This is a genomic window from Pseudonocardia sp. C8, assembly GCF_014267175.1.
In the GTDB taxonomy this organism is placed as follows: domain Bacteria; phylum Actinomycetota; class Actinomycetes; order Mycobacteriales; family Pseudonocardiaceae; genus Pseudonocardia.
Genome location: NZ_JACMTR010000002.1, coordinates 2575595 through 2600270, shown reverse-complemented (window position 1 = coordinate 2600270; position 24676 = coordinate 2575595). Strand labels below are relative to the sequence as shown.

Sequence of the window (24676 nt, the reverse complement as noted above, 5' to 3'; positions counted from 1 at the left end):
CCTTGCGCACCGACGCCTTCCACTGCACAACCAGTTTTCGCCCCCGGGCTGCGGCGCGTCAAAGAAAAAGCAACGATGACCTGATAGGGAGCGCCTTTCTGCAACGTTTCCGATCAGCTCATCGGACGCGTCGATCAGCTCTCCGGCAGGTTCTGGACGTGCTGGAACCCGAACCGTCCCTTGATGCACAGGTGCCCGTGGGTGACCGAGTGGTCGGCCGGGCTGGTCACGTTCACGATCTGCCCGCGCTGGACGTGCAGTTCCAGGTTGCAGCCGACCCCGCAGAACGAACAGATCGTGGTGGTCACGGTCTCCTCGTCCGGGTGCCAGTCCCCGGCCTCGCGCCGCTCGTACTCGGCCACCGACTTCAGCGCCCCGGTCGGGCACACCCCGATACAGTTACCGCAGTACACACACGCCGAGTCGGGCAGCTCCACGTCGTGCTCGGTGGCGATCCGGGCGTCGAACCCACGCCCGGCCGCGGCGATCGCGAACGTGTACTGGGCATCGGTGCCGCAGGCGTTGACGCACTTGTAGCACATGATGCACCGCGAGTAGTCCCGCACGTACAGGTCGTTGTCGACCTTCACCGGCTGGTGCACGTTCGCCGCGTACCGGCCGTCCGGCGCGCTGTGGTGCCCGGCATGCCGCCGCTCCCGCTCCCCCGCCACACTCGGCGGCGCCGGCGGGCCGTACCGGCCGGGGTCGACCCCGTAGTCGGCCATCCACCGCTGCACATCGGCGCTGGCCTGGCTCATGTCCGCCGAGGACGCCAGCAGCTCGAGCACCATCCGCCGGCTGTGCCGCACCTTGTCGGTATCGGTACGGACCTGCATCCCGTCCTCACACCGGCGGGCACACGACGGGGCCAGCACCCGGGAACCCTCGACCTCGACCACACACACCCGGCAGGCATTGATCGGGTCCATGTTCGGCGCCCAGCACAACGTCGGGGTGTCGGCCTGGGCCGGGCTGCCCTCCCGGTGCAGCGCCTCCAGCACCGTGGACCCCTCCGGCACCCGCACCTCGGTGCCGTCCAGGCTCACCGTGACCATCCGCCGGATCGGACCGAGCATCACCGGCCCACCGGCGAGCCGCTCCTCGCGGTGCGCCGGGCCGGGTGCGGCCGGGTCGACGGCGGTCGGGCCGACCGGCCCGGCGCCGTCGGGCGCGGCGAGCGCGGCAGCGCCCTCGCCCGCACCGGGTCCGGGGCCGGGTGTCTCGCCGCCGGGGGTGGCGCCGGTGACCGCGTCGGCCTCCGGTGCACCGTCCACCGTGTACTCGGGGGCGGTGGCCACGTCACCCCCGGTGGCCGGTCCTCTGCTGGACTGTTCGCGGGCGCGGTCCGGAGTGGACATCAGTGCGGTACCTTCCCGTTGCCGGATCCATTGCCGGAGCTGCTGGCGCCCGGCGGCTCCAGCAGGTTCAACGTGATCGCCGAGGTGATCGCGGACGGTGCGGTCTGGCCGAGCCCGCAGATCGAGGAGTCCTGCATGACCCGGGCCAGGTCGTCGAGCAACGCCAGCTCGGCCTCCCGGGACCCGATCGGCGTGTCCCGTTCCAGGCGGGCCAGCACCTCTTCCTGGCGCACCGTGCCCACCCGGCACGGCACGCACTGCCCACAGGACTCGTCCCGGAAGAACGCCGCGATCCGCCGCAACGTGCCGGTCAGGTCCGCGGCGGTGTCGAACACCAGCACCACCCCCGACCCCACCGTCGCCCCGATGTCCCGGGTGCCCTCCAACGTGAGCGGCACGTCGAGCTGGTCCGGGGTGACGAACCCACCGGCCGCCCCACCGAGCAGCACCGTACGCAACTCCCCCCGCACCCCACCGGCCAGCTCGAGCAGCTGCCGCAACGTGGTCCCGAAATCGACCTCGTACACCCCGGGCGTGGCCACCGCCCCGGACACGCAGAACAGCTTCGGCCCGGTCGAGCGCCCACCCCCGATCCCGGCAAACCCCAGCCCACCGATGTCGAGGACCTCCACCACGTCGTAGAGCGTCTCCACGTTGTTGATCACCGTCGGCTTGCCGAACAACCCGACCGTGGCCGGGAACGGCGGCTTGTTCCGCGGCTCCCCCCGGAAACCCTCGATCGACTCCAGCAGCGCGGTCTCCTCGCCACAGATGTAGGCCCCCGCCCCGCGGCGCAGCTCGATGTCGAACCCGAACCCCTCACCCATCACATCGGCGCCGAGATAGCCCCGCGCCCGGGCGGCGGCGATCGCGTCCTGCAACCGGCGGGTCGCCAACGGGTACTCCCCACGGATGTAGAGATACCCGGTCGTCGCACCGGTCACGTACCCGGCGATCGTCATCGCCTCGACCAGCCCGAACGGGTCGCCCTCCATCAACACCCGGTCCTTGAACGTGCCCGGCTCGGACTCGTCGGCATTACACACCACATAGTGCGGCCGTTCCGGGGCCGAGGCCACCGTCTCCCACTTCACCCCGGTCGGGAACGCCGCCCCACCCCGCCCGGTCAACGACGAATCCTTCAACTCCGCGATCACCCGCGACGGCCCCAGATCCACCGCCCGCCGCAACGCCGCATACCCACCCCGCGACCGGTAGTCGTCCAACGACGACGGATCCACCACCCCCACCCGCCGCAACAACCGCAGGTGCTCGCCGGTGCGGGTCTGCGGGGCACTGACCCCCGCATCGGCGAACGCAGCATCAGCCGCCTCGGCCTGCGCTCCGGTGGTGTCGAGCGGCGCGGTCGCAGCCTCCACCACCCCGGCCGGGGTGGCCGGCGCCTGCGACAGGTCCGGCTCCCCTGCGCGCTGGTGCATCACCGCCGGCGCGCGCTCGCACAGGCCCAGGCACGGGCTCCGGACCCAGCACGCGGCGGGCCGCTCCGCGGGGCCGGCCCCGTCACCGTCACCGGCGTCGCCGGCAGCCGCGTCCCCGGCGTCGTGCGCTGCGCCGGCCGGTGGGCCGAGCGCCCCCTCCAGCGCCGTGATGATCTCCTCGCCGCCGTTCGGGCCGCACGCGACGTCGTCGCACACGTGCACCACCCGCGGCGCCCGCGGCTCCACCGAGAACATCGCGTAGAACGTCGCGACCCCGTACACCTCGGCCGGCGGCACCGACAGGGTCCGCGCGATGTGGTTGAGCGCCCCCTCGGAGATCCATCCGACCGCGTCGTGCACGGCGTGCAACACCGGGAGCAGCAGGTGCCGCCGGGACCGGGCCTCGTGACCGCCGTGCGCCGACCGGTTCGGGCGGTCCCCGTTCGTCGCGGACGCGGGAACGAGCGTGCCGAACGCGGCGTCGATCGCGTCGCGCTCGGTCCGGCTCGGCCGGGCCGTCGACAGGTGGAGATCCATCTACCCTCCTGCTGCCGGCAGCGCGCCGGCCGTGTCGTCCGCGAGCTTCTCGATCCGGATCGCGGTTGCCTTGAACTCCGAGGTGCCCGACTTGGGGTCCCACGCGTCGTTGGTCAGGACGTTCACGTCGACCTCCTCGGTGAAGTGCGGCGTGAACGACGCCAGGCCCGGCCGCAACGACGGGTCCAGCCACACCGGCGCCTCGACGGCGCCGCGCCGGGACACGACCCGGACCCGCTCGCCGTCGGTGATGCCGAGGCGGGCGGCGTCGGCCGCGTCCATCCGCAGCGACTCCCGGCGGCGCAGCGGCGAGGCGTACCCGCCGGTCTGCACCCCCGAGTTGTAGGCGTCCAGCACCCGGACCGTGGTCAACCGGATCGGGAACTCCTCGGACAACTCGTCCACCGGCGGCACGTGAACCACCGGCATGAACGGCGCCGGACGGCCCAACCGTTCCGGGTCCCGCTCCCACAGTCGGGCGTGCAGCAGCGGCGTGCCCGGATGGTCCTCGGTCGGGCACGGCCACTGGATGCCACCCATCGCGTCCAGCCGCGCGTAGCTCATCCCGTGATGCCAGTTCAGCGACACCGACCGCAGCTCGTCCCACACCTGCTCCGCGGTCGGGGTGCCCCAGTCGAACCCGAGGCGGCCGGCGAGGTCGTAGACGATGTGGGTGTCCGGGCGCGCCGAGCCCGGTGGGTCGATCGCCTTGCGGACCCGCTGCACCCGCCGTTCGGAGTTGGTGACGGTGCCCTCGTACTCGCACCAGTCCGCCGCCGCCGGCAACACGACATCGGCCAGCTCCGCCGTGGCGGTCCGGAAGATGTCCTGCACGACCAGGCAGTCCAACGAGGACAGCATGGCCCGGGCGTGCAGTGCGTTCGCCTCCGACTCGGCCGGGTTCTCCCCGATGCAGTACAGCGCCGACAGCTCACCCCGCTCCATCGCCTCGAACATCTCCGACAGGTGCATCCCCGGCGACGCCGGAATCGTGGCGCCACACCACGCGGTCTCGAACCGGGCCCGGGCGGTGTCGTCGTGCACGTCGTAGCCACCGGGCAGCTTGGCCGGGATCGCCCCCATGTCACCGCCACCCTGGACGTTGTTCTGCCCCCGCAGCGGCACCAACCCCGACCCGTACCGGCCCACATGCCCGGTCAGCAACGCCAAATTGATCAACGCGAACACGTAGTCCGCCGCGTTGTGATGCTCGGTGATCCCCAACGTCCAGCAGATCTGCGCCCGGTCGGCCCGCGCATAGGCGTGCGCCAGCTCCCGGATCGACCCCGCCGGCACCCCGGTGATCTCCTCGGCCCGCTCCAGCGTGTACGGCTCCACCGACGCCGCGTAGTCGTCGAACCCGGACGTGGCCCGCTCGACGAACGCCCGGTTCACCAGGCCCGCGTGGATGATCTCCCGCGCGATGGCGTTGGCGAGCGCGATGTCGGTGCCGACGTCGAGCCCCAGCCACGCGTCCGCCCACGCGGCGGTCGAGGTGTGTCGCGGGTCCACCGAGTACATCCGGGCACCGTTGCGCAGGCCCTGCAGCACGTGGTGGAAGAAGATCGGGTGCGTCTCCCGCGCGTTGCTGCCCCACAACACGAGCAGGTCCGCGTGTTCCGCCTCCACATAGGCGGAGGTGCCGCCACCGGCACCGAACACCGTCGTCAGACCGACGACGCTGGGAGCGTGTCAAGTGCGGTTACAGGAGTCCACATTGTTCGAACCCATCACCGCCCGGGCGAACTTCTGCGCCGCATAGTTCGTCTCGTTGGTCGCCTTCGAGCAGCTGAACATGCCGAAACGCTCCGCCGGCACGTCACGGAACCCGGCCGCGGCCCGCTCCAGGGCCTCGTCCCAGGACGCGGGGCGCAGCTCGCCTCCGTCCCGGACCAGGGGCTCGGTCAGGCGGACGTGACGGGCACGGTGACGACGTCGGTTCATCGATGACCTCCCAGCCGGCGTGGTGACCGCGGCAGGCTAACCGCGCGGGCCCGGGCCCCGTCTCCCCCTCCCGGGGGGAGCCACCGGGGGAAGTGGCGGCGCCGGCACGGCCCGCCGCTGCCCGGACGGCTGCGGTGGCGCTGCCCGAGGTCAGCCGGCCGCGGTGATACGCCGGTTGGTCAAGTTTGCCGATGCCCCGGATCTCGGGGATGCGTATGGTCGCCGTGTCCACAGCCGGTCCCACGGGCCGGCCTCCGTGGAGAGGATGGATGGGGATGACCACGACGACCGCCCCACCGATCGGTCCGGCCCGCGCCGAGCCCCGGAAGCCCTGACGTCACCCGCGGGTGGAGGACCAGGTGGCACGGCGCCCTCTCCCCGACGGAGCGAGTGGTCCGGAACCCTCCACGGGCTCCGGGGCCGACGCCTCCCGGACCGTCGCCGTGGCCGGGGCGACCGGTCGTCAGGGTGGCGCCGTCGCACGCGCCCTCGTCGCCGCGGGGTGGCGGGTTCGCGGTCTGACCCGCCACCCGACGCGCAGGCCGGCCCGGGCCCTCGCCGCTCTCGGGGTCGAGATCACGCGCGCCGACATGGACGACCCCGCGTCGCTCGTCCGCGCACTGCACGGGGCACACGGCGTCTACAGCGTCCAGAACTTCATGATCAGCGGCATCGACGGCGAGGTGCGGCAGGGCCGCAACGTGGCGGAGGCAGCACGGCGGGCAGGCGTCCGGCATCTCGTCTACGCGTCCGCCGGGACGGGCGAGCGAGGTACCGGGATCGGGTCCTGGGAATCGAAACTCGATGTCGAGCAGCGGCTGCGCGAGCTGGAGCTACCGGTCACGGTCCTGCGCCCGACCGCGTTCATGGAGCTCATGACCGACCCGGCGTTCCACCCGGCCGTCGGGACCTGGCACGTCTGGCCGAAGCTCGCCGGTGGGTCGTTCGAGGTTCCCTGGCTGTGCTGCCACGACCTGGGGGTGATCGCCGAGAGGGTGTTCGCGGACCCGGGGAGGTTCATCGGTCAGGACCTGATGCTCGCCGCCGACCGCCGCTCGCTCGACGAGTGCCGCCGGATCTACACCCGCGTGTGCGGACGGCCCCCGAGACGGTGGCCGATGCCGGTGTGGATGCTCGAGCGTTTCGCCGCCGACACCGTCGCGCTCTGGCGGTGGACGCGGGCGACCGGCTTCGATGCGGATCTGCGGGTCGCCCGCTCCATCCATCCCGCCGCCCTCGATGTCGAGGAGTGGCTGGCGCGGCAGGCGGGGGCGACCACGACGCGGTGACCCACCGGATGCGGCGACCCGGCCGCGGACAAGGCACGTTCGCATGGTGGCGATCCGAGGTCCTCCACCATGATGTCCTCCATGAGGATCGGTGTCCCGAAGGAAGTCAAGAACCACGAGTACCGGGTCGCGATCACCCCGATCGGGGTGCACGAGCTCACCGCGCACGGGCACGAGGTGTTCGTGCAGCAGGACGCCGGCTCCGGTTCCTCGATCGGCGACGACGAGTACGTCGCGGCCGGCGCGACGATCGTCCCGGACGCCGACGGCACCTGGGCCGCCGCGGACCTCGTCCTCAAGGTCAAGGAGCCCGTCGCGGAGGAGTACCACCGCCTCCGCGAGGGCCTGACCCTGTTCACCTTCCTCCACCTGGCCGCCGACAGGACGCTGGCCCGGCAGCTGCTCGACAGCAAGGTCACCGCGGTGGCGTACGAGACCGTGCAGCTGCCCTCGGGCGGGCTCCCGCTGCTCTACCCCATGTCGGAGGTCGCCGGCTGCCTGGCCCCGCAGGTCGGCGCCTACTCGCTGCAGCGGGCCCACGGCGGACGCGGCGTCCTGATGGGCGGCGTGGGCGGGGTGGCGAACGCCAAGGTCGTGGTGATCGGCGCCGGCGTCGCCGGGCAGAACGCGGCCAACATCGCGCTCGGCATGGGCGCCGACGTCACGCTGCTGGACACCGATCTCGACAAGCTGCGGATGTCGTTCTGGCGCTACAACAACCGCGTGCACGGGCTGGCGTCGTCGAAGCTGACCATCGAGAAGCAGGTGACGGAGGCCGACCTGGTGATCGGGGCGGTCCTGATCCCCGGCGCCGCCGCACCGAAGCTGGTCAGCAACGACCTCGTCGCGCGGATGAAGCCCGGCTCGGTGCTCGTCGACATCGCCGTCGACCAGGGCGGCTGTTTCGAGGACACCCACCCCACGACGCACGACGAGCCGACCTATCCGGTGCACGGCACCACCTTCTACTGCGTGGCCAACATGCCGGGCGCCGTGCCGCACACCTCGACGTACGCCCTGACCAACGCGACGCTCCCCTACACCGTCGCCCTCGCCGACAAGGGCTGGCGCCAGGCCCTGCGCGACGACCGCGCCCTCGCGCGCGGCCTCAACACCCACGCCGGGCACCTCACCAACGCCCCGGTGGGGGCCGCCGTCGGCATCGACCCGGTCGACCTGGACGCCGCCCTGGACTGAGCCAGCCTCGGCCGCCACCGAAGCCGGGACTCATGGAGCTTTGGTCCCGTCGCGCAGGACTGAAGCTCCATGAGTGGACAGTGGGGAGTCGCAAGTTGAACGTTCGCGTACGAGGTAGTACCGTCCCCGTCAGAACTCGTACATTGAAGTACGAGTTAATGGCGGGAGGGCCGCCCGATGTGCGAGACCGAGCTCCGTGAGCGACCGGCGGGTCCGGAGTCGTCGACGGCCGGGCACGGGTTACGCCGCTGGGTGCCCTGGCAGGGACCCGCCACCCGCGTCGACATCACGCTGATCGGGGCGATCCTCGGGGTCGTCGCGTTCGGACTGGCGCTGCGGCCCGTCACACCGTTCCTGCTGGCGGACGACCCGGTACTGCTGGGGTTCCTGACCGGCGACCTCGTGGCGATCGGGGCGGGCGCGGCGTTCGCACGCATCGGTGAGGCCCCGCTCTGGCTCGTCGTCGCGGCCGGGGCCGTCGGGATGGTGAAGTTCGACTGGCTGACCTGGTGGGCCGGGCGGCAGTGGGGCGCGGGCATCATCCGGATGTTCACCGCCGGCGAGCAGGCCCGGCGGCTCGCCGACCGGGCCACGCGGTGGAAGCCGTGGGTCGTCCGGCTCGCCGTCGTCGTCGCCGTCCTGCCCGGCGTCCCGACCCCGGTCGTGTACGCCGTCGCCGGCTGGACCCGGATGCGGCTGACCACCTTCCTGCTGCTGGATCTCGCCGGCGCGGCCCTGATGACCGGGCTGGTCGCCGGGCTCGGTTACGGCCTCGGGCAGCACGCGGTCGACGCCGTGCTGCTCGTCGACCGCTACGCCTCGGTCGTGAGCCTGTCCATGATCACGCTGGCGCTGCTGGTCCCGGTCCTGAGGCGGTGGCTGCGGCGCACGACCCGGTGAGCCGGACGCAGCAGCGTCCCGGCGCCGGATCGAGCGCGGCCGTGGCGTCCGGCGGCCCGAGCTCGTCGAGCACCGCGTCGACCAGGTGCAGGTTCATCTCGCACACGAGCGCCGTGTGCTCCTGGGCCAGCGCGTGGAACGGGCAGTTCGCCAGCTCGACCGCGCCGTCCAGCACCCGCGGCTCGTACCCGTGGGCGGCGAGCAGGCCGACGACGCACTCCAGCGACGGGCCGTCCGGCCGGCCGTGCTCGGCGCAGAGGCGGTGCCCGGCCTCGGCCGCGGCACGCCGCACCGCCTCCAGAACCGGCACTCCGGTGCGGGCCGCGTCCTCGACCGCACGGGCCAGGATCCGGCCCGCGAGGTCGTAGTGCCGCGGCGGGAGCGTGACCGCGACCTGCCGGTCCGCGCGCCGGTAGAGCTTCGCGGGCCGGCCCGCGCCAGGGCCCCGGCGCCCGGACAGGCGCCGGTACTCGACGTCGAGCAGGCCCTCGTCGACCAGCTTGTCCAGGTGGAACTTCGCGGTGTGCCGGGCCACCCCCGCACCCTCGGCGGCCTGGTCCCGGCTCACCGGCTCGGGCTGTTCCGCGACATAGAGATACAGCGCCCGCCGTGCCGGCTCGGCGAGGGCGCCGACCCCGCTGACCTGGGCCACCCAGTCGTCCACCCGTCTGCACCCTTCTAAGAGACACATCTGTTGACGAAACCATCCGGGAGTTCTAACGTTCACGTTACTATCCGTTAGACCGCGGAGGGCACCATGACCACCCATCGAGACACTCCCACCGCCCGCACCGACACCGGATCGCCGGGAGCACACCAGGCGTTCCTGCTGCTGCGGACCGGGTTCACGGTCGCGCCGATCCTGTTCGGCCTCGACAAGTTCGCCGGGGTGCTCACCGACTGGGAGCAGTACCTGGCCCCGCAGATCGACGGGCTCGTGCCCGGGACCGCACACCACGCCATGCTCGCCGTCGGGGTGGTCGAGATCCTCGCCGGGATCCTCGTGGGGGTGCTGCCCCGCATCGGTGGCTACGTGGTCGCGGCGTGGCTGGCCGGCATCATCGTCAACCTGCTGCTGCTCGGCGGCTTCTACGACGTGGCCCTGCGCGATGTCGGGCTGCTCGTGGGCGCCCTCGCGCTGGCCCGGCTCGCTCCGGCCACCGGCCTGCTCCGGAGGGCCCGCACCTGAGTAGCAGCGGAGTAGATCGGCGGACGCGCGCAGCGGCCCGGCGTTCGTAACGTCGGGTCCTCGCCCAGCCTCACCGGGAGGAACCGTGGACACCACCCGCACCGCCCGCAGCGCCGCCGTGGTCTGCATGGCCGGCGCCGCCGCTGCCGTCCTGTTCTCCGCCGCGCTGATTGCCGGGTTCGCCCCGGCCGACGAGTCGCCCTACCTGCTCCCGGTCTACCTCGCCACGCTCGCCGGCGTGGCTTCCCTCGGGCTGACCGGTGCCGCGGCCGGCGGGACCGGCCGGGCGGGCCTGGCCACTGCGGTCGCCGGGCTGGTGGGCTTCGTCGTCGCGGAGCTCACCGTGCCCGGCCCGGTGGGCGAGGCCCTCTATACCGTCGTGCCGCTGGTCACCGCGGTCGGGATGGTGCTCGCCGGCGTCGCGGTGCTGCGGTCCGCGATCCCGCGCCGGGCGCGAGCCACTCATGGAGCTTTGGTCCTGTGGCACGGGACCAAAGCTCCATGAGTGTGTCCCCGGGGGTGGGGCTGGTGAGGCTAATGGGGCGGATGGGCGGGTAGGGCGGATGGCCCCAGTTCGGGTCAGCCGTCCCAGTCGGCGTCGCGGCGGTCCTCCTGCTCGGTGCGCTCGCGCGCGAGCTCGACCGCCCGGGCCGCCGTCGCCTCGTCCGGGTAGGGGCCCAGCCGGTCCTGGGCCCGGCATCCCTCGGTGGGTTCGACCGCGTGGTGGTGCAGGCAGAAGTACCAGCCGTCGTCGCTCATCGCCGTTCCTCCTTCTCTCGGGACATCCGTTGCGTCACAGGTGGTCGCGCAGCCCGCCGATCCCGAGCGACGCCGCCGGTGCGCCCCGGGCCGGTTCCGGGGTCTCCTCGCGGGCCGCGGACGCGGGCAGCGGCGGTGGGTCGGCGAGGACCGCGGCCGGTGGGGCGAAGAACAACCCGCCGGTGACGGCCGTCGACACCTCGAGGAGCCGGTCGGTGTTCCCGGGCGGGTCGCCGACGAACATCCGGGTCAGCATCCGTTCCGTGACCGACGGGTCGGCGGCGTACCCGGCGAAGTAGGTCCCGTACTCGCCGCGGGCGATCGAGCCGAACGGCATGTTGTCCCGGACGATCTCGCGTTCGGTCCCGTCCGGGTCGGTGATCGTCGTGAGGGCGACGTGGCTGTCGGAGGCCTTCCGGTCGTCGGGGATCTCGATGTTCTCGAGCATCCGCCTGCCCACCGCGGCCTCCCGGTCCTCGACCGGCTTCGCCGTCCAGGCGTCGAGGTCGTGCAGGTACTTCTGGACGACGAGGTAGGAGCCGCCGGCGAACGCCGGGTCGTCGTCGCCGACCAGGGCGCACGCGGCCGCGTCGCCGCCGGTGGGGTTCGCGGTGCCGTCGACGAACCCGAGCAGGTCGCGCCGGTCGAAGTAGCGGAAGCCGTGCACCGCGTCGACGACCTCCGCGGCGGGTCCCAGCTCGGCGACGACGCGGCGGGCCAGCTCGAAGCACGGGTAGGGCCGCGCGGAGCGCAGGTGCAGGAACAGGTCCCCGGGTGTGGCTGGGGCGGTGTGCCGGTCTCCGGCGATCGCGCGGAACGGGTGGAGGTGGGCCGGGCGGGGCCCGGACAGCAGCCGGTCCCACGCGTCCGAGGAGATCCCGAGGACGCAGTGCAGGTCCTCGCCCGGGTGCGGGAACGCGACGGACCCGACGAGCCCGTCGAGCGCGGGCAGGAAGTCGTGCGCGGCGGCCTCGTGTCCGGGACGGACGGTGAGGGTGAGGAACAGCGCGCTGTCGGTGAGGGGGGCGAGGACGTCCTGTGGAGTGCGCACGCATGCCTCCGGATCGTGGGTGTGGTGGGTGACGTCGCCGAACCCTGCGGGCGCGCGCCCGGCTCGGTCGTGCTCCCTGCTCAGGACGGCGCCCGGGCGGGGACGGCGGTCTCGTGGTCGGGAGCGTGCAGCCGGACCGCCTCCGCGGCCGCGGCGAGCTCGGCGATCTCCACGGGGTCGGTCAGCGACCGTCCGGTCAGCTCGCGGACCCGGCGGAGCCGGTAGCGCACCGTGTTCGGGTGGCAGTGCAGGAGGCGCGCGGTCCGGTCGGCGGAACCGTCGTTCTCCAGGTAGGCGTGCAGGGTCGCGAGGAGCCCGGCGCGGTCGTCGTGCGGCAGGTCGAGCATCGGGCCCAGCACCTCGTCCATCAGCCGCCGCGACTCGTCCGGATCGCGGGCGAGCAGCGCGGCCAGCGGGCTCGACCGGAACACCCGTACGGCGGCCGTGCCGGGCGGGATGCCGAGCAGCGCGGTCCGGGCGAGCTGCAGCGCCCGGGGCGTCTCGCCGAGCGCCCGGTAGGGCGGGCTGACCCCGGTCCGGCCGCCCGCCGACCGTCGCAGGGCGTCCAGCACCGTCGCGAGCTGGGCGTCGTCGCGCACCGAGACCAGGCCGGCCTGCAGCGACGGCATGAGCTGCCAGGCCGACACGCTCCCGGCCCGGGAGAGGCGGCGTTCGATGCCGGGCAGGCTCTCCTCGGCCGGTCCGGCGGTCTCCGCCGCGACGACGACGAGGTCGGCGTCGAGCGGCAGACCGAGCAGCCTGCCCACCTCCCACGGGCGGGCGTCGGCCACGAGCTCGCCGGTGAACAGGCCGTCGACCAGCGCGGAACGGCGACGCTGCTGCAGCAGCATGATCTCCGCGGTCGCCTCGCGGTACGCCTCGGTCACCGCGGTGGCGTGCTCGTCGGTGAGCTGCCAGAGCCGGGTCCCGATGTCGATGGCCGCGTCGAGCTGCCCGGGAGCGCCGGCCTCCCGGGCGTCGGCCACGATCCGGTCCCACAGCAACGCGTAGCTGATCCGGTAGACCTGCAGCACCTCGGGCAGCGGGGCGCCCTGGTGTGCCCGCCGCTGTCCCGCGGTCGCCGCGGCCTCGTGGTCGAGGCCCGCGGACGGGTCGAGGAGCGTGTCGGCCATGTAGCGCAGGTTGACCTCGACCGAGCGGCGCAGCTCCGCGCGGGGGACGACGTCGTCGTCCCGGTAGAGCGGGATCCGCTCCTCGACCGCGCCGATCACGCTGCGGACCAGGTCGTCGAGCTCCGCCTCGGCCCGGCGGACGAGCGCGTCGGCGTGCCCGGTCACGCGCCGGCCCCCGCGGTGCGGCCCGGGTGTGCGCGGCTCCCCGCCGGCGCCGGCCGGCGCGGGGCCGGCGTACCGGTGGCGTCGCCCACCGCCTTCGCCATGAGGTCGTCTCCTTGTCGCGGTCCTCGTGCCGGGCACCGTCACCGCGGCCGGGACGGGGTCGCGCGACATGCCGGATCGTGATCGTCCCTTGTCGACGCCCGGGTGCACCCGGGCCGATCCGGGTCTACTGTCGGGTGGACCACACGTCAAGCGGGCGCACGGCGGCGACCAGCCGTCCTCCTGCGGTTCTGTCTCGCTCGACAATGGACTTTGGTGCCACGGACATCGACGGCTCACCGGATCGCCGGGAACGATCGTGGCCACGCCGAGCGTTCCGCGCGGGACCGCCGGCGCGCAACTGATCGACGGTCCGGCCGCGTGCGGCCGGCAGGGGACGGGTGATGTGGGAATGACCGTGCACGAGTCGGCGGACCGGGCCGGCGTGCATCGGCCCGGCGGCGGGAACGGGGCCGGGAAGCACGACGGGACATCCGACGGCCCACGCCCGGAGTTCCGCCCGTACCGCCATCCCGCGGCCGGATGGGGTGCCGCCCGATCGGTCACGGAGTTCCTCGTCCGGGAGAGGGAGTTCGTCGACGGCCCCCGGTCGGTCGTGAGGATGAACCACGAGAAGGGCGGGTTCGACTGCCCGGGCTGCGCCTGGCCGGACGACCGGCACGGGCTGCACCTCGACATCTGCGAGAACGGCATCAAGCACGTCACGTGGGAGATGACCCACCGGCGTGCCGGCCGGGACTTCTTCGCCGCGCACAGCGTCACGGAGCTGGCCGGATGGCCGGACCCGGACCTGGAGCGGCAGGGCCGGCTGACCGAGCCGATGCGCTACGACGCCGAGACCGACCACTACGTCCCGGTGACCTGGACCGAGGCGTTCGAGATCGTCGGCCGCCACCTGCGGGCGCTCGACACCCCGGACGCGGCGTCGTTCTACACCTCGGGCCGGCTCGGGAACGAGGCGACCTTCCTGTACCAGCTGTTCGCCCGCGAGTTCGGGACGAACAACCTCCCGGACTGCTCCAACATGTGCCACGAGGCGAGCGGACGCGCGCTCACGGCGGCACTGGGCACCGGGAAGGGCACGGCCGACCTGCGCGACTGGGAGATGGCCGACGCGCTGTTCATCCTGGGCGTGAACGCGGCGTCGAACGCACCCCGGATGCTGACCGCGCTGACCGAGGCGTACCGCCGTGGCGCGGCGATCGTGCACGTCAACCCGATCGTCGAGGCCGGCGCGACGAAGGCGATCATCCCGCACGACTTCCTGCGGATGGCCACGTTCCGGGCGACGCCGACGTCCACATTGAACCTGCAGCCGCGGATCGGGGGCGACCTCGCCCTGCTGCGCGGCATGGGCAAGTCGATCATCGAGCGGTACCCGGCCGATCCCACGGTGATCGACATGCTGTTCGTCGAGCGGCACACCTCCGGGTTCGAGGAGTACCGGGCGGCCTGCGAGGCGGTCGGGTGGGACGAGCTGGAACACCAGTCCGGCCTGGGCCGCGACGAGATCCGCCGGGCGGCGGACGTCTACTGCGAGTCCGACCGCACCATCTTCAGCTGGTGCCTGGGCATCACCCAGCACGAGCACGGCGTCGACACCGTCCGCGAGATCGTCAACCTGCTCCTGCTCCGCGGCAACATCGGCCGGGAGGGCACGGGACCGTCCCCGGTGCGGGGGCACAGCAACGTCCAGGGCAACCGGACCTGCGGGATCGACCACCGGCCCGACCCGGCCTTCCTCGACCGGCTCGCGCGGGCGTGCGGGATCGACCCACCCCGGGAGCACGGCCTCGACACGGTCGGGACGATCGAGGCGATGCACCGCGGCGACGTCCGCGTGTTCGTCGGGATGGGCGGCAACTTCGCCTCGGCCGGACCGGACACCGAGTACACGGCGGCCGCCCTGCGCAACTGCGACCTGACGGTGCACGTCAGCACGAAGCTGAACACCAGCCTCGTGGTGCACGGCCGCGAGGCCCTGATCCTGCCCTGCCTCGGCCGCACCGAACGGGACGAGCAGCTCGGCGGCATCCAGGAGACCTCGGTCGAGGACTCGATGAGCATGGTCCACCTGTCGCGCGGGATGAAGCGGCCCGCCTCACGGCAGCTGCTGTCCGAACCGGCGATCATCGCGGGCATCGCCCGGGCCACGCTGCCCGGCAGCGCGACACCGTGGGAGTCCTACGTGGCCGACTACGACCGGATCCGCGACACGATGGCCGAGGTGCTCGAGGGCTTCGAGGACGTCAACCGGCGGGTCCGCCTCCCGCTGGGCTTCCGGATCCACCAGCCGGCCCGCGAGCTCGTCTTCCGCACGCCGAGCGGGAAGGCCGAGTTCTCGGCCGCCGGCGTGCCCGACGTCGTCCCCACCGGGGACCGGCTCCTGCTGGGGACGATGCGCTCGCACGACCAGTGGAACACCACCGTCTACTCCGACGACGACCGCTACCGTGGTGTGAAGGGCCTGCGCACGCTGATCTTCATGAACCGCGACGACATGGCCCGGCGCGGGATCGGCGAGTTCGACCACGTGACGATCACCAGCGTCGCCCGGGACGGCAGCACGCGATCGGTGCACGGGTACACGGCGCTGCCGTACGACATCCCGCAGGGCTGCGCGGCCGGCTACATGCCCGAGCTGAACCGGCTCTGCGCGATCGGCGACCGCAGCACCCAGAGCGACCAGCCCTGATGAAGAACGTCCCGGTGCTCGTCCGGCGGGAGCCGCCGGCCGAGCCCTGAGGACCGACCGCCCGCAGGACGGAGACCACCCCGACGCGCCCGTCGGGGCGGCCTTCGCCTGTCCGGGCCGCACGGGACCCGGGTCGCGGGCTCGGGCGCTCACCCCCCTCCCGTGAGCGCCCGGCCCCCACACGCAGTCAACGCCGCCGACCGGGGTGGGGTCGTCGTCCCCGGCGACAGGATCTGCTGGTCGCCTCGACATTCCCGGGCCGCACCGGCCCGATCCGCTTCCGTTCCCGCCAGGGAACCCGACCCGGAAGGGTTGCCATCAGCATGCTCGCGTCGACCCGGTCCCCGTGGTTTCCGGCGACCGCGGCCGTCTTCGTCGGGGCGTGGGGGGTCAACCAGTTCACCCCCATCGCCGCGTTCCACCGGGCCGACGGGGCGTGGCCGGTGCTGCAGGTCGCGGCCATGTTCAGCATCTACGTGCTCGGGTTCCTCCCCGCGTTGCTCTGGGGCGGGCCGGCGGCCGACCGGCACGGGCGCGGCGTCGTCCGCCACGCGCTGGTGCTGTCCGCGACGGCGAGCGTGCTGCTCGCGCTGGGCCACCAGTGGCCGCCCATGGTCTACGTCAGCCGGCTCGCGACCGGCGCGGCGGCCGGCGTCCTCATCTCCGCCGGGACCGCCTGGATCGGCGAGCTGTCGGCCGCGTCCGGGAACCCCGCCGCCGGGGCCCGCCGGTCGACGCTCGCGACCGTGAGCGGGTTCGCGGCGGGCGCGCTCGGCACCGGTGCGATGCTCCAGTGGCTGCCGTGGCCGGTCGTCGTGCCCGAGCTGGTGCACGCGTCGATGGCGCTCACGGCGCTCGCGGCGCTGCGGCGGACCCCGGACACGGTCCCGAACCGGTCCGTGATGCGCGGCGTCCACGGCCTGTGCTGGGCCACCACCCGGCACCCGCGGTTCCTCGGGGTCGTCCTCCCGGCCGGGCCGGCCGTGTTCGCGGCGGCGACCGTGGCCTACGTCGTGCTCCCCACCCTGGTCTCCGACCGCGTGTCCGCCTACGCCCCGCTGTTCAGCGGCGCGGTCACCGCGCTGACGCTGGGGGTCGGGGTCGCGATCCAGCCGGTCGCCGCCCGGATCGACCGGGACGGCAGCGCCCGGGCGATCCTCGTCGCGATGCTGATCGTCGTCGCCGGGCTGGTGGTGGGGGCGGCCGCCGCGCAGGAGGCGTCCCCGGTGCTGGTGCTCGCCGCCGCGGCCACCCTGGGCGCGGGATACGGGCTCGTCCTGGCGGCCGGGCTGCGGGAGATCGAGCGCCTCGCGCCGCCGGGCAGCATGCGGTCGGCCACGGCGATCTATCACGCGCTGGCGCACGGCGGGATGCTCACGCCGCTGATTCTCGCCGCCGGTGCGGGGGCCGCACCGTACCCGGTCCTGCTCGTCACATTGGCGGTCATCGGCGTGGTGTGCGTCCTGGTGGCGGCCGGGACCGCGCGGGTGCACCAGCCGTGACCACCGGACGTCCCGCGGCCGGCGAACCGCCTCAGCCGCGGGCCGGCGTCCCCCCGGGCTCCCGGGTGGCCGGGGACCGGGCCAGCCCGTGCAGCACGGCGTCGAGCCCGAAACCGAAGGCCTCGTCGGCCTCGGCGGCGCGGCCCGGCTCGTCGGCCACGATCCCGGTGCGGACCAGCTCCGTACGGTTCTGCTCCTCGGCGACCGCGCCGAGGACGTAGTGCACCAGCGTGCGGGCGGCCCACCGCGCCTCGCGCGCCGGGAGCCGATCGGCGAACAGGTCCGGGAAGGTCCGGCTCGGCGCCAGCCCCTCCGGCCGGAACGCCAGCACGAACGACACGACCTCGGCACCGTCGCGGACCCGGCGCAGCGCGTCGCGCAGGTCGCAGGCGGCCCGCCGGGCGTCCGCGGCGGCGGGCAGGACACCGACGATCCGGGCGGCGACCTCGGCGAGCAACTCCTGCTTGTTGGCCACGTGGTGGTAGAGCGCGCCGGGGCGCACGCCGAGGTCCTGGGCCACGCGACGCATCGACAGCCCGCCGAGGCCCTGCTCGTCCAGCACGGCGTACGCGGCGTCGATGATCCGCTCCCGGGTGAGCCCCACCCGCCCAGTCTCGCAGGGGACTTGCCGGGACGATCACCGCCCGCCTACCTTTTGAACGGTGTTCAAAACCTATGACGTCCTCGCGGACCGGCTCCTCGACGGCGGCGCGCTCGACCGCGCCGAGGCCCTCGACCTCCTCGCCACCCCCGACGACGAGGTCCTGCACCTCGTCGCGGCCGCCGGCCGGCTGCGCCGCGCCGCGTTCGGCGACCAGGTCAAGGTCAACTACCTGGTGAACCTGCGGTCGGGCCTGTGCCCGGAGGACTGCGGCTACTGCTCGCAGCGGCTCGGCTCCACCGCGGAGATCCTCACCTACTCCTGGCTCTCCCCCGCCGAGGCCGTCCGGCAGGCGCGCGCCGGGATCGACGGCGGCGCGTCCCGGGTCTGCCTGGTCGCCAGCGGGCGCGGCCCCGGCGACCGGGACGTCGAGCGGGTCGCCGGGATCGTCGAGGAGCTGCGTGCCGCGCATCCCGGCGTCGAGGTCTGCGCCTGCCTCGGCCTGCTGCGCGACGGGCAGGCCGAGCGGCTGCACGAGGCCGGGGTCGACGCCTACAACCACAACCTCAACACCGCCGAGTCCCGCTACGCGCAGATCTGCAGCACCCACACCTACGACGACCGGGTCGACACCGTCACCAAGGCGCGGGCGGCGGGCCTGTCCCCGTGCTCCGGGCTGATCGTGGGCATGGGCGAGTCCGACGAGGAGCTGGTCGACGCCATGTTCGCGTTGCGCGAGCTGGGCAGCGACTCGATCCCGGTGAACTTCCTGATGCCGTTCGAGGGCACCCCGCTGGCCGGGACCTGGCTGCTCGACCCGCTGCGCTGCCTGCGCATCCTCGCGCTGGCCCGGATGGTCTGCCCGACGACCGAGGTCCGCATGGCGGGCGGCCGCGAGCAGCACCTCCGGTCGCTGCAACCACTGGCCCTGCACGTGGCGAACTCGCTGTTCCTCGGCGACTACCTCACCAGCGAGGGCCAGGCCGCCGAGCAGGACCTGAGGATGATCGCCGACGCGGGCTTCACGGTCCTCGGCGCCGACACCGCAGGCGAGCGCGCCGAGACCGCGATCCGGCGGCGCGGCGCCGGCACGACCCAGGCACCCAACGCATGACCGCGCTGCTGGAGCGCGACCGCGGGCTGCTCTGGCACCCCTACGCGCCGCTCGACGGCCCGGCCCCCTACGCCGTCCTCGGCGCGGAGGGCACCCGGCTGAACCTCGCGGCCGACGACGGCAGCCGGTTCTCGGCGATCGACGCGATGAGCTCGTGGTGGTGCACGATCCACGGCTACCGGCACCCCGCGCTCGACGCCGCCGTCCACGACCAGGTCGACCGGTTCAGCCACGTCATGTTCGGCGGGCTGACCCACGAACCCGCCGTCCGGCTCGCCGAGGAACTGGTCCGCCTCACCCCCGCGCCGTTGCGGCACGTGTTCCTGGCCGACTCCGGATCGGTGTCGGTCGAGGTCGCGCTGAAGCTCGCCGTCCAGTACCAGGCCGCCGCCGGGCGCCCCGGCCGGCGCCGGTTCGTCGCGCTGCGCGGCGGCTACCACGGCGACACCACCGGCGCGATGGGCGTGTGCGACCCGGTCGACGGGATGCACGCGCTGTTCCCCGGGCTGGTCTCCGAGCAGCTGTTCCTGCCGCGCCCGCCCGCGGCCCGCACCGACCACGGAAAGCTCATCCCGGAGGCGGACCCGGAGGTCGACGCGTGGATCGCCGGGGCGGAGGAGCTGGTGGCGGCGCACGCGGACACGGTCGCGGCGATCGTCGTCGAACCGGTCCTGCAGGGCGCGGGCGGCATGCACGTGTACCCGCCGCGCTGCCTCGCGGCGCTGCGCCGGATCGCCGACCGGCACGACGTGCTGCTGGTCGCCGACGAGATCGCCACCGGGTTCGGGCGGACCGGGGCACGGTTCGCCGTCGACCACGCCGGCATCGCGCCGGACGTGATGTGCGTGGGCAAGGCGCTGACCGGCGGTTACCTCACCCTCGCCGCGGTGCTGTGCAGCGGGCGGGTCGCCGAGGCCGTCACCCGCTCCCCGCAGCGGGCGCTGCTGCACGGTCCCACGTTCATGGCCAACCCCCTCGCGTGCGCGGTCGCGGCCGCCTCGCTGGCCCTGCTCACACCCGCGGTCACCGAGCGGGTGGCCGGGATCGGCCGCGAGCTGTCCGCGGCGCTCGCCCCGGCCGCGGAGCTGCCGGCCGTGCGCGAGGTCCGGACCCTCGGGGCGGTCGGCGTCGTCGCGCTGACCGGTCCGGTCGACGTCGGCGCGGTCACCCGGGCGGCCCTGGAACGGGGGGTGTGGGTGCGCCCGTTCCGCGACCTCGTCTACACCATGCCGCCCTACGTCACGACGCCGGAGGAGATCGCCACGATCGGGGCGGCCGTCACCGGCGCGATCGCGGAGGTGCACCGATGACGGCCATGACCGGCTGGCTGGCCCGGGCGGCGGACGCGCGGGCCAGCGCCGGGGTGGTCCGGGCCACCGACGTGCGGCGCAACCCGCAGTCCCGGCCGGGCCTGCTCGACCTGGCCTCGAACGACTACCTGGGCCTGGCCGACGACCCCCGGGTGCGGCAGGCGGCGGTCGCGGCGGTCGGGCGGTTCGGCACCGGCGCGCGGGCCTCGCGGGTCGTCACCGGGACCACCGCCGGGCACGCCGAGCTGGAGGACGAGCTCGCCGACCTGACCGGGCAGCCGTCCTGCCTGGCGTTCTCCAGCGGGTACACCGCGAACCTCGGCCTGCTCACCGCGCTGGGCGACCCGGACACGCTGTTCGTGTCCGACGCCCACGCGCACGCTTCGCTGGTCGACGGCGCCCGGCTCGCGAAGTCCCCGGTGGCGATCTGCCCGCACGCCGACCTGGCCGCGCTGGAGCGGCTGCTGCGCGAGCGGGAGCAGCCGCGGGCGGTGGTCGTCGTCGAGTCGCTGTACTCGGTGCTGGGCGACGCCGCGGACCTCCCCCGGCTCGCCGCGCTGTGCGCCGAGCACGACGCGCTGCTCGTCGTCGACGAGGCGCACGGTGTGGGCGTCGCGGGTCACGGCCGGGGCGGGGTGCACGCCGCCGGGCTCGCCGGGGCCGAGCACGTCGTGGTCACCGCGACGCTGTCGAAGGCGCTCGGCGCGCAGGGCGGCGCGGTGCTGGGACCGGCGGCGCTGCGCGCGCACCTGGTCGACACGGCCCGGACGTTCCTGTTCGACACCGCTCTGGCCCCGGCCGCCGCGGCGGCGGCCGCCGCGTCCTGCCGGATCGTCCGCGCCGAGCCGGAACGGGTCGCCGCGCTGCACCGGGTCGCCGGGGCGATCGCGGAGGCGGCAGGCGTCGTGCACGCGCCCGGTGCGGTGCAGTCGGTCCCGGTCGGGGCGCCGGAGGCCGCGGTCGACGCGGCCGCCCGGCTGCTCGACGACGGCGTGGTCGTCGGCTGCTTCCGGCCGCCGAGCGTTCCGGACGGGGTGTCCCGGCTCCGGCTGGTCGCGCGGGCCACCCTCGATCCGGAGCGGGCCGCCGACGCCGCCCGCCGCGCCGCCGCGTACGCCGGGGTGCCGGTGTGAGCGTGCTGGTCGTGACCGGCACCGACACCGGGGTCGGAAAGACGATCGTCACCGCGGCGCTGGCGGCGGTCCTGGCCGCGCGCGGGGAGACCGTGGCGGTGGTCAAGCCGGCCCAGGCCGGTACCGAGGACGGGCGGGGCGACGTCGACGTCGTCCGCGCCCTGGCGGGCGTGACCGCGGTGGAGGGGGTCCGGCTGCCGTACCCGATGGCGCCGGTCGCGGCCGCGCGCCGTGCCGGGACCGCGCTGCCGGATCTGGCCGCGCACACGGCGTGCGCCACCGAGCTCGCCGGGCGGCACGACCACGTCCTCGTCGAGGGCGCGGGCGGGCTGCTCGTCGAGCTGGACGGGCACGGGCGGACCCTCGCCGACCTCGCCACCGCGCTCGCGGCGCCCGCGGTCGTCGTCTGCCGCAGCGGGCTGGGCACGCTCAACCACACCGCGCTCACGGTGGAGGCGCTGCAGCGGCGGCGGATCCCGGTTGCGGGGCTGGTGATCGGGGCGTGGCCGGACACGCCGTCGGAGGTCGAGCTGTCCAACCGCGCCGCGCTGGAGCCGCTGCTCGGTGCGGTGCCGGCGGGGGCGGGCGGGCTCGATCCGGCACGGTTCCGGGCCGAGGCTCCCCGGTGGATCCGGCTGCCGGTGGGCGGGCCCGGTGCCGCGACCCGGCGGGCCCCCGGCTGACGGGCGCACCGGGGTCAGCGGGTCGGGAAGTCGTCGGCGATGCTCGCGGCGATCTCCAGGAACGCGGTGCGGGTCGGCTCGCGCAGCGAATCGAGGTCGATCCGGCCGCCCGCGGACAGGTGCGGGTCCATCGGCACGGAGTGCACCGCGCGGCACCGCTGGGCGAAGTGGTCGAACACGGCGTCGCCGTCGACCTCGGGGCTGGCCCGGTCCTGGGACAGCACGACGATCGCGTTCTCCACGTGCCGCTGGTAACCGTGTGCGGCCAGCCAGTCCAGCGTCTTGCTGGCCCGGCTGGCCCCGTCCACCGTGGGCGCGCCGACCACGACCAGCGCGTCGGCCAGCGCGAGCGTGCCCTCCATCGCGGAGTGCACCAGGCCGGTGCCCGAGTCGGTGAGCAGGATGTTGCAGAACCGGGAGAGCACCGCGCAGACCTTGGCGTACTCGTCGCGGTTGAACGCCTCGCTCATCGCCGGGTCCTGGTCGCTGGCCAGGACCTGCAGCCGCCCGGCGAGGCTGGTGTAGCGGCTCATCGCGGTCAGCGAGTCGATGTCGTCGATCTTCTCGATCATCTGGCGGACCGTGACGTGGGTCTCGCCGGTCAGCCGGTCGGCCAGCGTGCCGGCGTCCGGGTTCGCGTCCAGCGCGACCACCCGGTCACCGCGGTGCTCGGCCAGGGTCAGCCCGAGGCAGGCCGTGACGGTCGTCTTGCCGACCCCGCCCTTGATCGAGGAGACGGCGATGCGGTGCGGCCCGGGCAGCTGCCGCCGGATCCGGCGCAGCAGCGCGTTGCGGTCGGCCTCGGCGACGCTGATGCCGGGGTTGTAGCGCCCACCGGTGGCCGAGTAGATCGCCTTGCGCCAGCCGCGCCGGGGACGCTCGGCCGTCCGCCGCATGATGCTGTCGTGGGTGATCTCCTCGGCGGATCCGCTCGGGGCGAGCGGGCCCGCGGTGGTCGGGGCGGTCCTGCCCTCGGAGGCGGTCATCGGTCGGTTCCCTCCTGCTGCGCGGTCGACGGTCGGGGTGGCACGGCGGCCGGGTCAGGGCGGTGCCGGGACGGAGGCCATGACCGTGCCGGCCACCAGGGCGACCACGGTCACCATCAGGATCGTCGTGGCGATCGCGCGCTTCGACGACCGGGCCGCCCGGCGGATCCTCGTCCTGGCCCGCCGGCTCATCGGGCGAGCCCGTCGACGACGAGTGCGCCCAGCTCGAGGAAGGCGTCGCGGGTGCCGTCCCGCAGGTCCTCGGCCCGGATCCGCCCGCCTGCGACCAGCGCCGGGTCGTACGGAACGACGACCACGGCGCGCGCCCGGGCCCGGAAGTGCTCCCGGACCGGCTCGATCGGCACGATCGTCCCGGCCCGGTCGCAGTTCAGCGCGACGATCGCGTCGGCCGCCTTCTCTGGGTAGCCGTGGGCGGCCACCCAGTCCAGGGTCGCCGACGCCCGGCTCGCCCCGTCCGGCGCGACCTCCCCCACGACGACCAGCACGTCGGCCTCGGCGACCGCGTTGCGGGCGGCGGAGTGCATCATCCCGGGCCCGCAGTCGGTGATCAGGACGTCGAAGTAGTCGCCCAGGAGCCGGGTCACCTGCCGGTGCTGGTCACCGCGGATGCCCTCGGCGGTGCCCGGATCCTGCTCGCCCGCCACGACCACCAGCCGACCGGCCAGTCCGGTGTAGCGCGACAGGTCGGACACCGACCGCACCCGGTCGCGGGCGGCCAGCAGGTCGGGCACACCGGCCGGGAGCGGGCCGGTGAGGCGGTCGGCGAGGGTGCCGAGGTCGGGTGCGGCGTCGACGCCGACGATCCGGTCGCCGCGCTGCTCGGACAGGGCCAGCCCGACGCCGGCGGCCACCGTGGTCTTGCCGACCCCACCCTTCAGCGAGACGACGGCGACCCGGTACGGACCGTTCCCCAGCGGTGCGCGGGCACGGGCGACGAGGTCCGCCCGGCGGGTGTCCCGGGCCCGCACGGCAGCGTCCGCGGGGCCGTGCGGACCTGCGCCCCGCCACCGCCGGGCCCGGGACCGCGGTGCGGGGCGGACCAGCGTGTCGTGGGTGAGCGCGGAGGCCAGTGCCGGGCCGGTGACCGCGGGCTGCCCGCCCCGCCGGCCGTCGCCACCGGGTGCCGCAGGACCGGGACACGCGGCACCCGCGGCCGGTGCGTCCGATGCGGACGTACCCGGGGTGTCCGGTGCCCGCACCCGCGTCGATTCCGATGTGGCCGCGGCGTCCCGGATGGTCACAGCGGGGCGGCCGGTGTCGGGCGACACCGGGTCGGACCGGTGCGCGTGCTCCGCGCGACGGCGCCGGGCCTCCCGGCGATGCTCGACGCTGCAGTAGAGGCGCGCGGGCCGGTCGGCCTGCTGCTCGATCGTCTCGCTGCACCCCGGCAGGGCACAGCGTCGCACCAGAGTGTCCATGAGGAGGTCTCCTCCTGTGCACGGCAGGAGGTCCCGTCCGTGCACGTGGGATTCACCGGCGGATCGGACCGGTGACCTGCGGCGCTCGGCCCGGTCGCCGGTCCCCCGGCCCGGTCGGGCTCAGCTGGCTCCAGGACGGCTCGGTGCGTGCACACCGGACGGGCGTGCCCGTGGATCGGACCGGTGTGGACG

At 74.1% G+C, this 24676-nt stretch carries 22 protein-coding genes; 11 read left to right on the top strand and 11 right to left on the bottom strand.

The window, feature by feature from the left end; genetic code table 11:
- Positions 1 to 134: 134 nt before the first annotated feature.
- The 3 genes from H7X46_RS12620 to H7X46_RS12610 are packed head-to-tail and all read right to left on the bottom strand — an operon-like array spanning position 135 to position 5278.
- Positions 135 to 1358, bottom strand: coding sequence for a 2Fe-2S iron-sulfur cluster-binding protein (locus H7X46_RS12620; protein WP_255426129.1), 1224 nt, complete (start codon positions 1356 to 1358; stop codon positions 135 to 137).
- On the bottom strand, positions 1358 to 3334 hold the full coding sequence (locus H7X46_RS12615) for an NAD(P)H-dependent oxidoreductase subunit E (protein ID WP_186359589.1): 1977 nt from the start codon (positions 3332 to 3334) through the stop codon (positions 1358 to 1360). Before H7X46_RS12615 ends, H7X46_RS12620 begins: the two co-directional genes overlap by 1 nt.
- Positions 3335 to 5278 (bottom strand): molybdopterin oxidoreductase family protein, encoded by a 1944-nt coding sequence (locus H7X46_RS12610; protein WP_186359588.1) that lies wholly within the window; start codon positions 5276 to 5278, stop codon positions 3335 to 3337. It abuts the gene before it with no gap.
- Between the two features lie 359 nt (positions 5279 to 5637).
- On the opposite strand from H7X46_RS12610, the gene H7X46_RS12605 reads away from it, so the two are divergent.
- The 3 genes from H7X46_RS12605 to H7X46_RS12595 all read left to right on the top strand — a co-directional run bounded on the left by H7X46_RS12605 (position 5638) and on the right by H7X46_RS12595 (position 8664).
- Complete coding sequence (locus tag H7X46_RS12605) at positions 5638 to 6567, top strand: NmrA/HSCARG family protein (RefSeq protein WP_186359587.1); 930 nt, start codon at positions 5638 to 5640, stop codon at positions 6565 to 6567.
- An 81-nt stretch (positions 6568 to 6648) separates the two neighbouring features.
- Positions 6649 to 7764 (top strand): alanine dehydrogenase, encoded by a 1116-nt coding sequence (gene ald, locus H7X46_RS12600; protein ID WP_186359586.1) that lies wholly within the window; start codon positions 6649 to 6651, stop codon positions 7762 to 7764.
- 177 nt (positions 7765 to 7941) lie between these two features.
- Entirely contained in the window at positions 7942 to 8664 is a 723-nt protein-coding gene (locus H7X46_RS12595) for a DedA family protein (protein WP_186359585.1), read from the top strand.
- Here H7X46_RS12595 and H7X46_RS12590 read toward each other — a convergent pair.
- Entirely contained in the window at positions 8606 to 9328 is a 723-nt protein-coding gene (locus H7X46_RS12590; RefSeq protein ID WP_370588733.1) for a helix-turn-helix transcriptional regulator, read from the bottom strand. The genes H7X46_RS12595 and H7X46_RS12590 overlap by 59 nt on opposite strands.
- Before the next feature lie 93 nt (positions 9329 to 9421).
- Here H7X46_RS12590 and H7X46_RS12585 point away from each other — a divergent pair, with 93 nt between their 5' ends.
- The gene (locus H7X46_RS12585) at positions 9422 to 9853 is read left to right on the top strand and encodes a hypothetical protein (RefSeq protein WP_186359583.1); all 432 of its coding nucleotides are present in this window, start codon (positions 9422 to 9424) and stop codon (positions 9851 to 9853) included.
- A gap of 85 nt (positions 9854 to 9938) precedes the next feature.
- The gene (locus tag H7X46_RS12580; protein ID WP_186359582.1) at positions 9939 to 10358 is read left to right on the top strand and encodes a hypothetical protein; all 420 of its coding nucleotides are present in this window, start codon (positions 9939 to 9941) and stop codon (positions 10356 to 10358) included.
- Between the two features lie 74 nt (positions 10359 to 10432).
- Here H7X46_RS12580 and H7X46_RS12575 read toward each other — a convergent pair whose 3' ends face one another.
- The 3 genes from H7X46_RS12575 to H7X46_RS12565 form a co-directional block, all read right to left on the bottom strand.
- Positions 10433 to 10612, bottom strand: coding sequence for a hypothetical protein (locus H7X46_RS12575; protein ID WP_186359581.1), 180 nt, complete (start codon positions 10610 to 10612; stop codon positions 10433 to 10435).
- Positions 10613 to 10646: 34 nt separating this feature from the next.
- Entirely contained in the window at positions 10647 to 11663 is a 1017-nt protein-coding gene (locus H7X46_RS12570) for a Dyp-type peroxidase (RefSeq protein ID WP_186359580.1), read from the bottom strand.
- An 80-nt stretch (positions 11664 to 11743) separates the two neighbouring features.
- Positions 11744 to 12961 carry a PucR family transcriptional regulator gene (locus H7X46_RS12565; RefSeq protein ID WP_370588732.1) on the bottom strand — a complete coding sequence of 406 codons (1218 nt, stop codon included), beginning with the start codon at positions 12959 to 12961 and terminating at the stop codon, positions 11744 to 11746.
- Positions 12962 to 13412: 451 nt separating this feature from the next.
- Here H7X46_RS12565 and H7X46_RS12560 point away from each other — a divergent pair, with 451 nt between their 5' ends.
- Positions 13413 to 15716 carry an FdhF/YdeP family oxidoreductase gene (locus H7X46_RS12560; RefSeq protein ID WP_186359578.1) on the top strand — a complete coding sequence of 768 codons (2304 nt, stop codon included), beginning with the start codon at positions 13413 to 13415 and terminating at the stop codon, positions 15714 to 15716.
- A 323-nt stretch (positions 15717 to 16039) separates the two neighbouring features.
- Complete coding sequence (locus tag H7X46_RS12555; RefSeq protein ID WP_186359577.1) at positions 16040 to 17218, top strand: MFS transporter; 1179 nt, start codon at positions 16040 to 16042, stop codon at positions 17216 to 17218.
- A 31-nt stretch (positions 17219 to 17249) separates the two neighbouring features.
- On the opposite strand, the gene H7X46_RS12550 is transcribed toward H7X46_RS12555, so the two are convergent.
- Positions 17250 to 17822, bottom strand: a complete 573-nt coding sequence (locus tag H7X46_RS12550; RefSeq protein ID WP_186359576.1) for a TetR family transcriptional regulator — start codon at positions 17820 to 17822, stop codon at positions 17250 to 17252.
- 58 nt (positions 17823 to 17880) lie between these two features.
- On the opposite strand from H7X46_RS12550, the gene bioB reads away from it, so the two are divergent.
- From bioB to bioD, 4 genes are read left to right on the top strand one after another with little or no spacing between them, the layout of a single operon-like run.
- Complete coding sequence (gene bioB / locus H7X46_RS12545) at positions 17881 to 18933, top strand: biotin synthase BioB (RefSeq protein ID WP_186359575.1); 1053 nt, start codon at positions 17881 to 17883, stop codon at positions 18931 to 18933.
- Positions 18930 to 20243, top strand: coding sequence for an adenosylmethionine--8-amino-7-oxononanoate transaminase (gene bioA, locus H7X46_RS12540; protein WP_186359574.1), 1314 nt, complete (start codon positions 18930 to 18932; stop codon positions 20241 to 20243). Before bioB ends, bioA begins: the two co-directional genes overlap by 4 nt.
- The gene (locus H7X46_RS12535) at positions 20240 to 21376 is read left to right on the top strand and encodes an 8-amino-7-oxononanoate synthase (protein WP_186359573.1); all 1137 of its coding nucleotides are present in this window, start codon (positions 20240 to 20242) and stop codon (positions 21374 to 21376) included. Before bioA ends, H7X46_RS12535 begins: the two co-directional genes overlap by 4 nt.
- Positions 21373 to 22059: a dethiobiotin synthase gene (gene bioD, locus H7X46_RS12530; RefSeq protein WP_186359572.1), complete on the top strand. Its 687-nt coding sequence runs from the start codon at positions 21373 to 21375 to the stop codon at positions 22057 to 22059. Before H7X46_RS12535 ends, bioD begins: the two co-directional genes overlap by 4 nt.
- A gap of 14 nt (positions 22060 to 22073) precedes the next feature.
- Here the strand turns inward: bioD and H7X46_RS12525 are convergent, their stop codons facing one another.
- From H7X46_RS12525 to H7X46_RS12515, 3 genes are read right to left on the bottom strand one after another with little or no spacing between them, the layout of a single operon-like run.
- The gene (locus H7X46_RS12525; protein WP_186359571.1) at positions 22074 to 23045 is read right to left on the bottom strand and encodes a MinD/ParA family protein; all 972 of its coding nucleotides are present in this window, start codon (positions 23043 to 23045) and stop codon (positions 22074 to 22076) included.
- Between the two features lie 54 nt (positions 23046 to 23099).
- Complete coding sequence (locus H7X46_RS12520; RefSeq protein WP_186359570.1) at positions 23100 to 23237, bottom strand: hypothetical protein; 138 nt, start codon at positions 23235 to 23237, stop codon at positions 23100 to 23102.
- The gene (locus H7X46_RS12515; protein ID WP_186359569.1) at positions 23234 to 24484 is read right to left on the bottom strand and encodes a MinD/ParA family protein; all 1251 of its coding nucleotides are present in this window, start codon (positions 24482 to 24484) and stop codon (positions 23234 to 23236) included. The genes H7X46_RS12520 and H7X46_RS12515 overlap by 4 nt, the downstream gene beginning before the upstream one ends.
- Positions 24485 to 24676 lie beyond the last annotated feature (192 nt).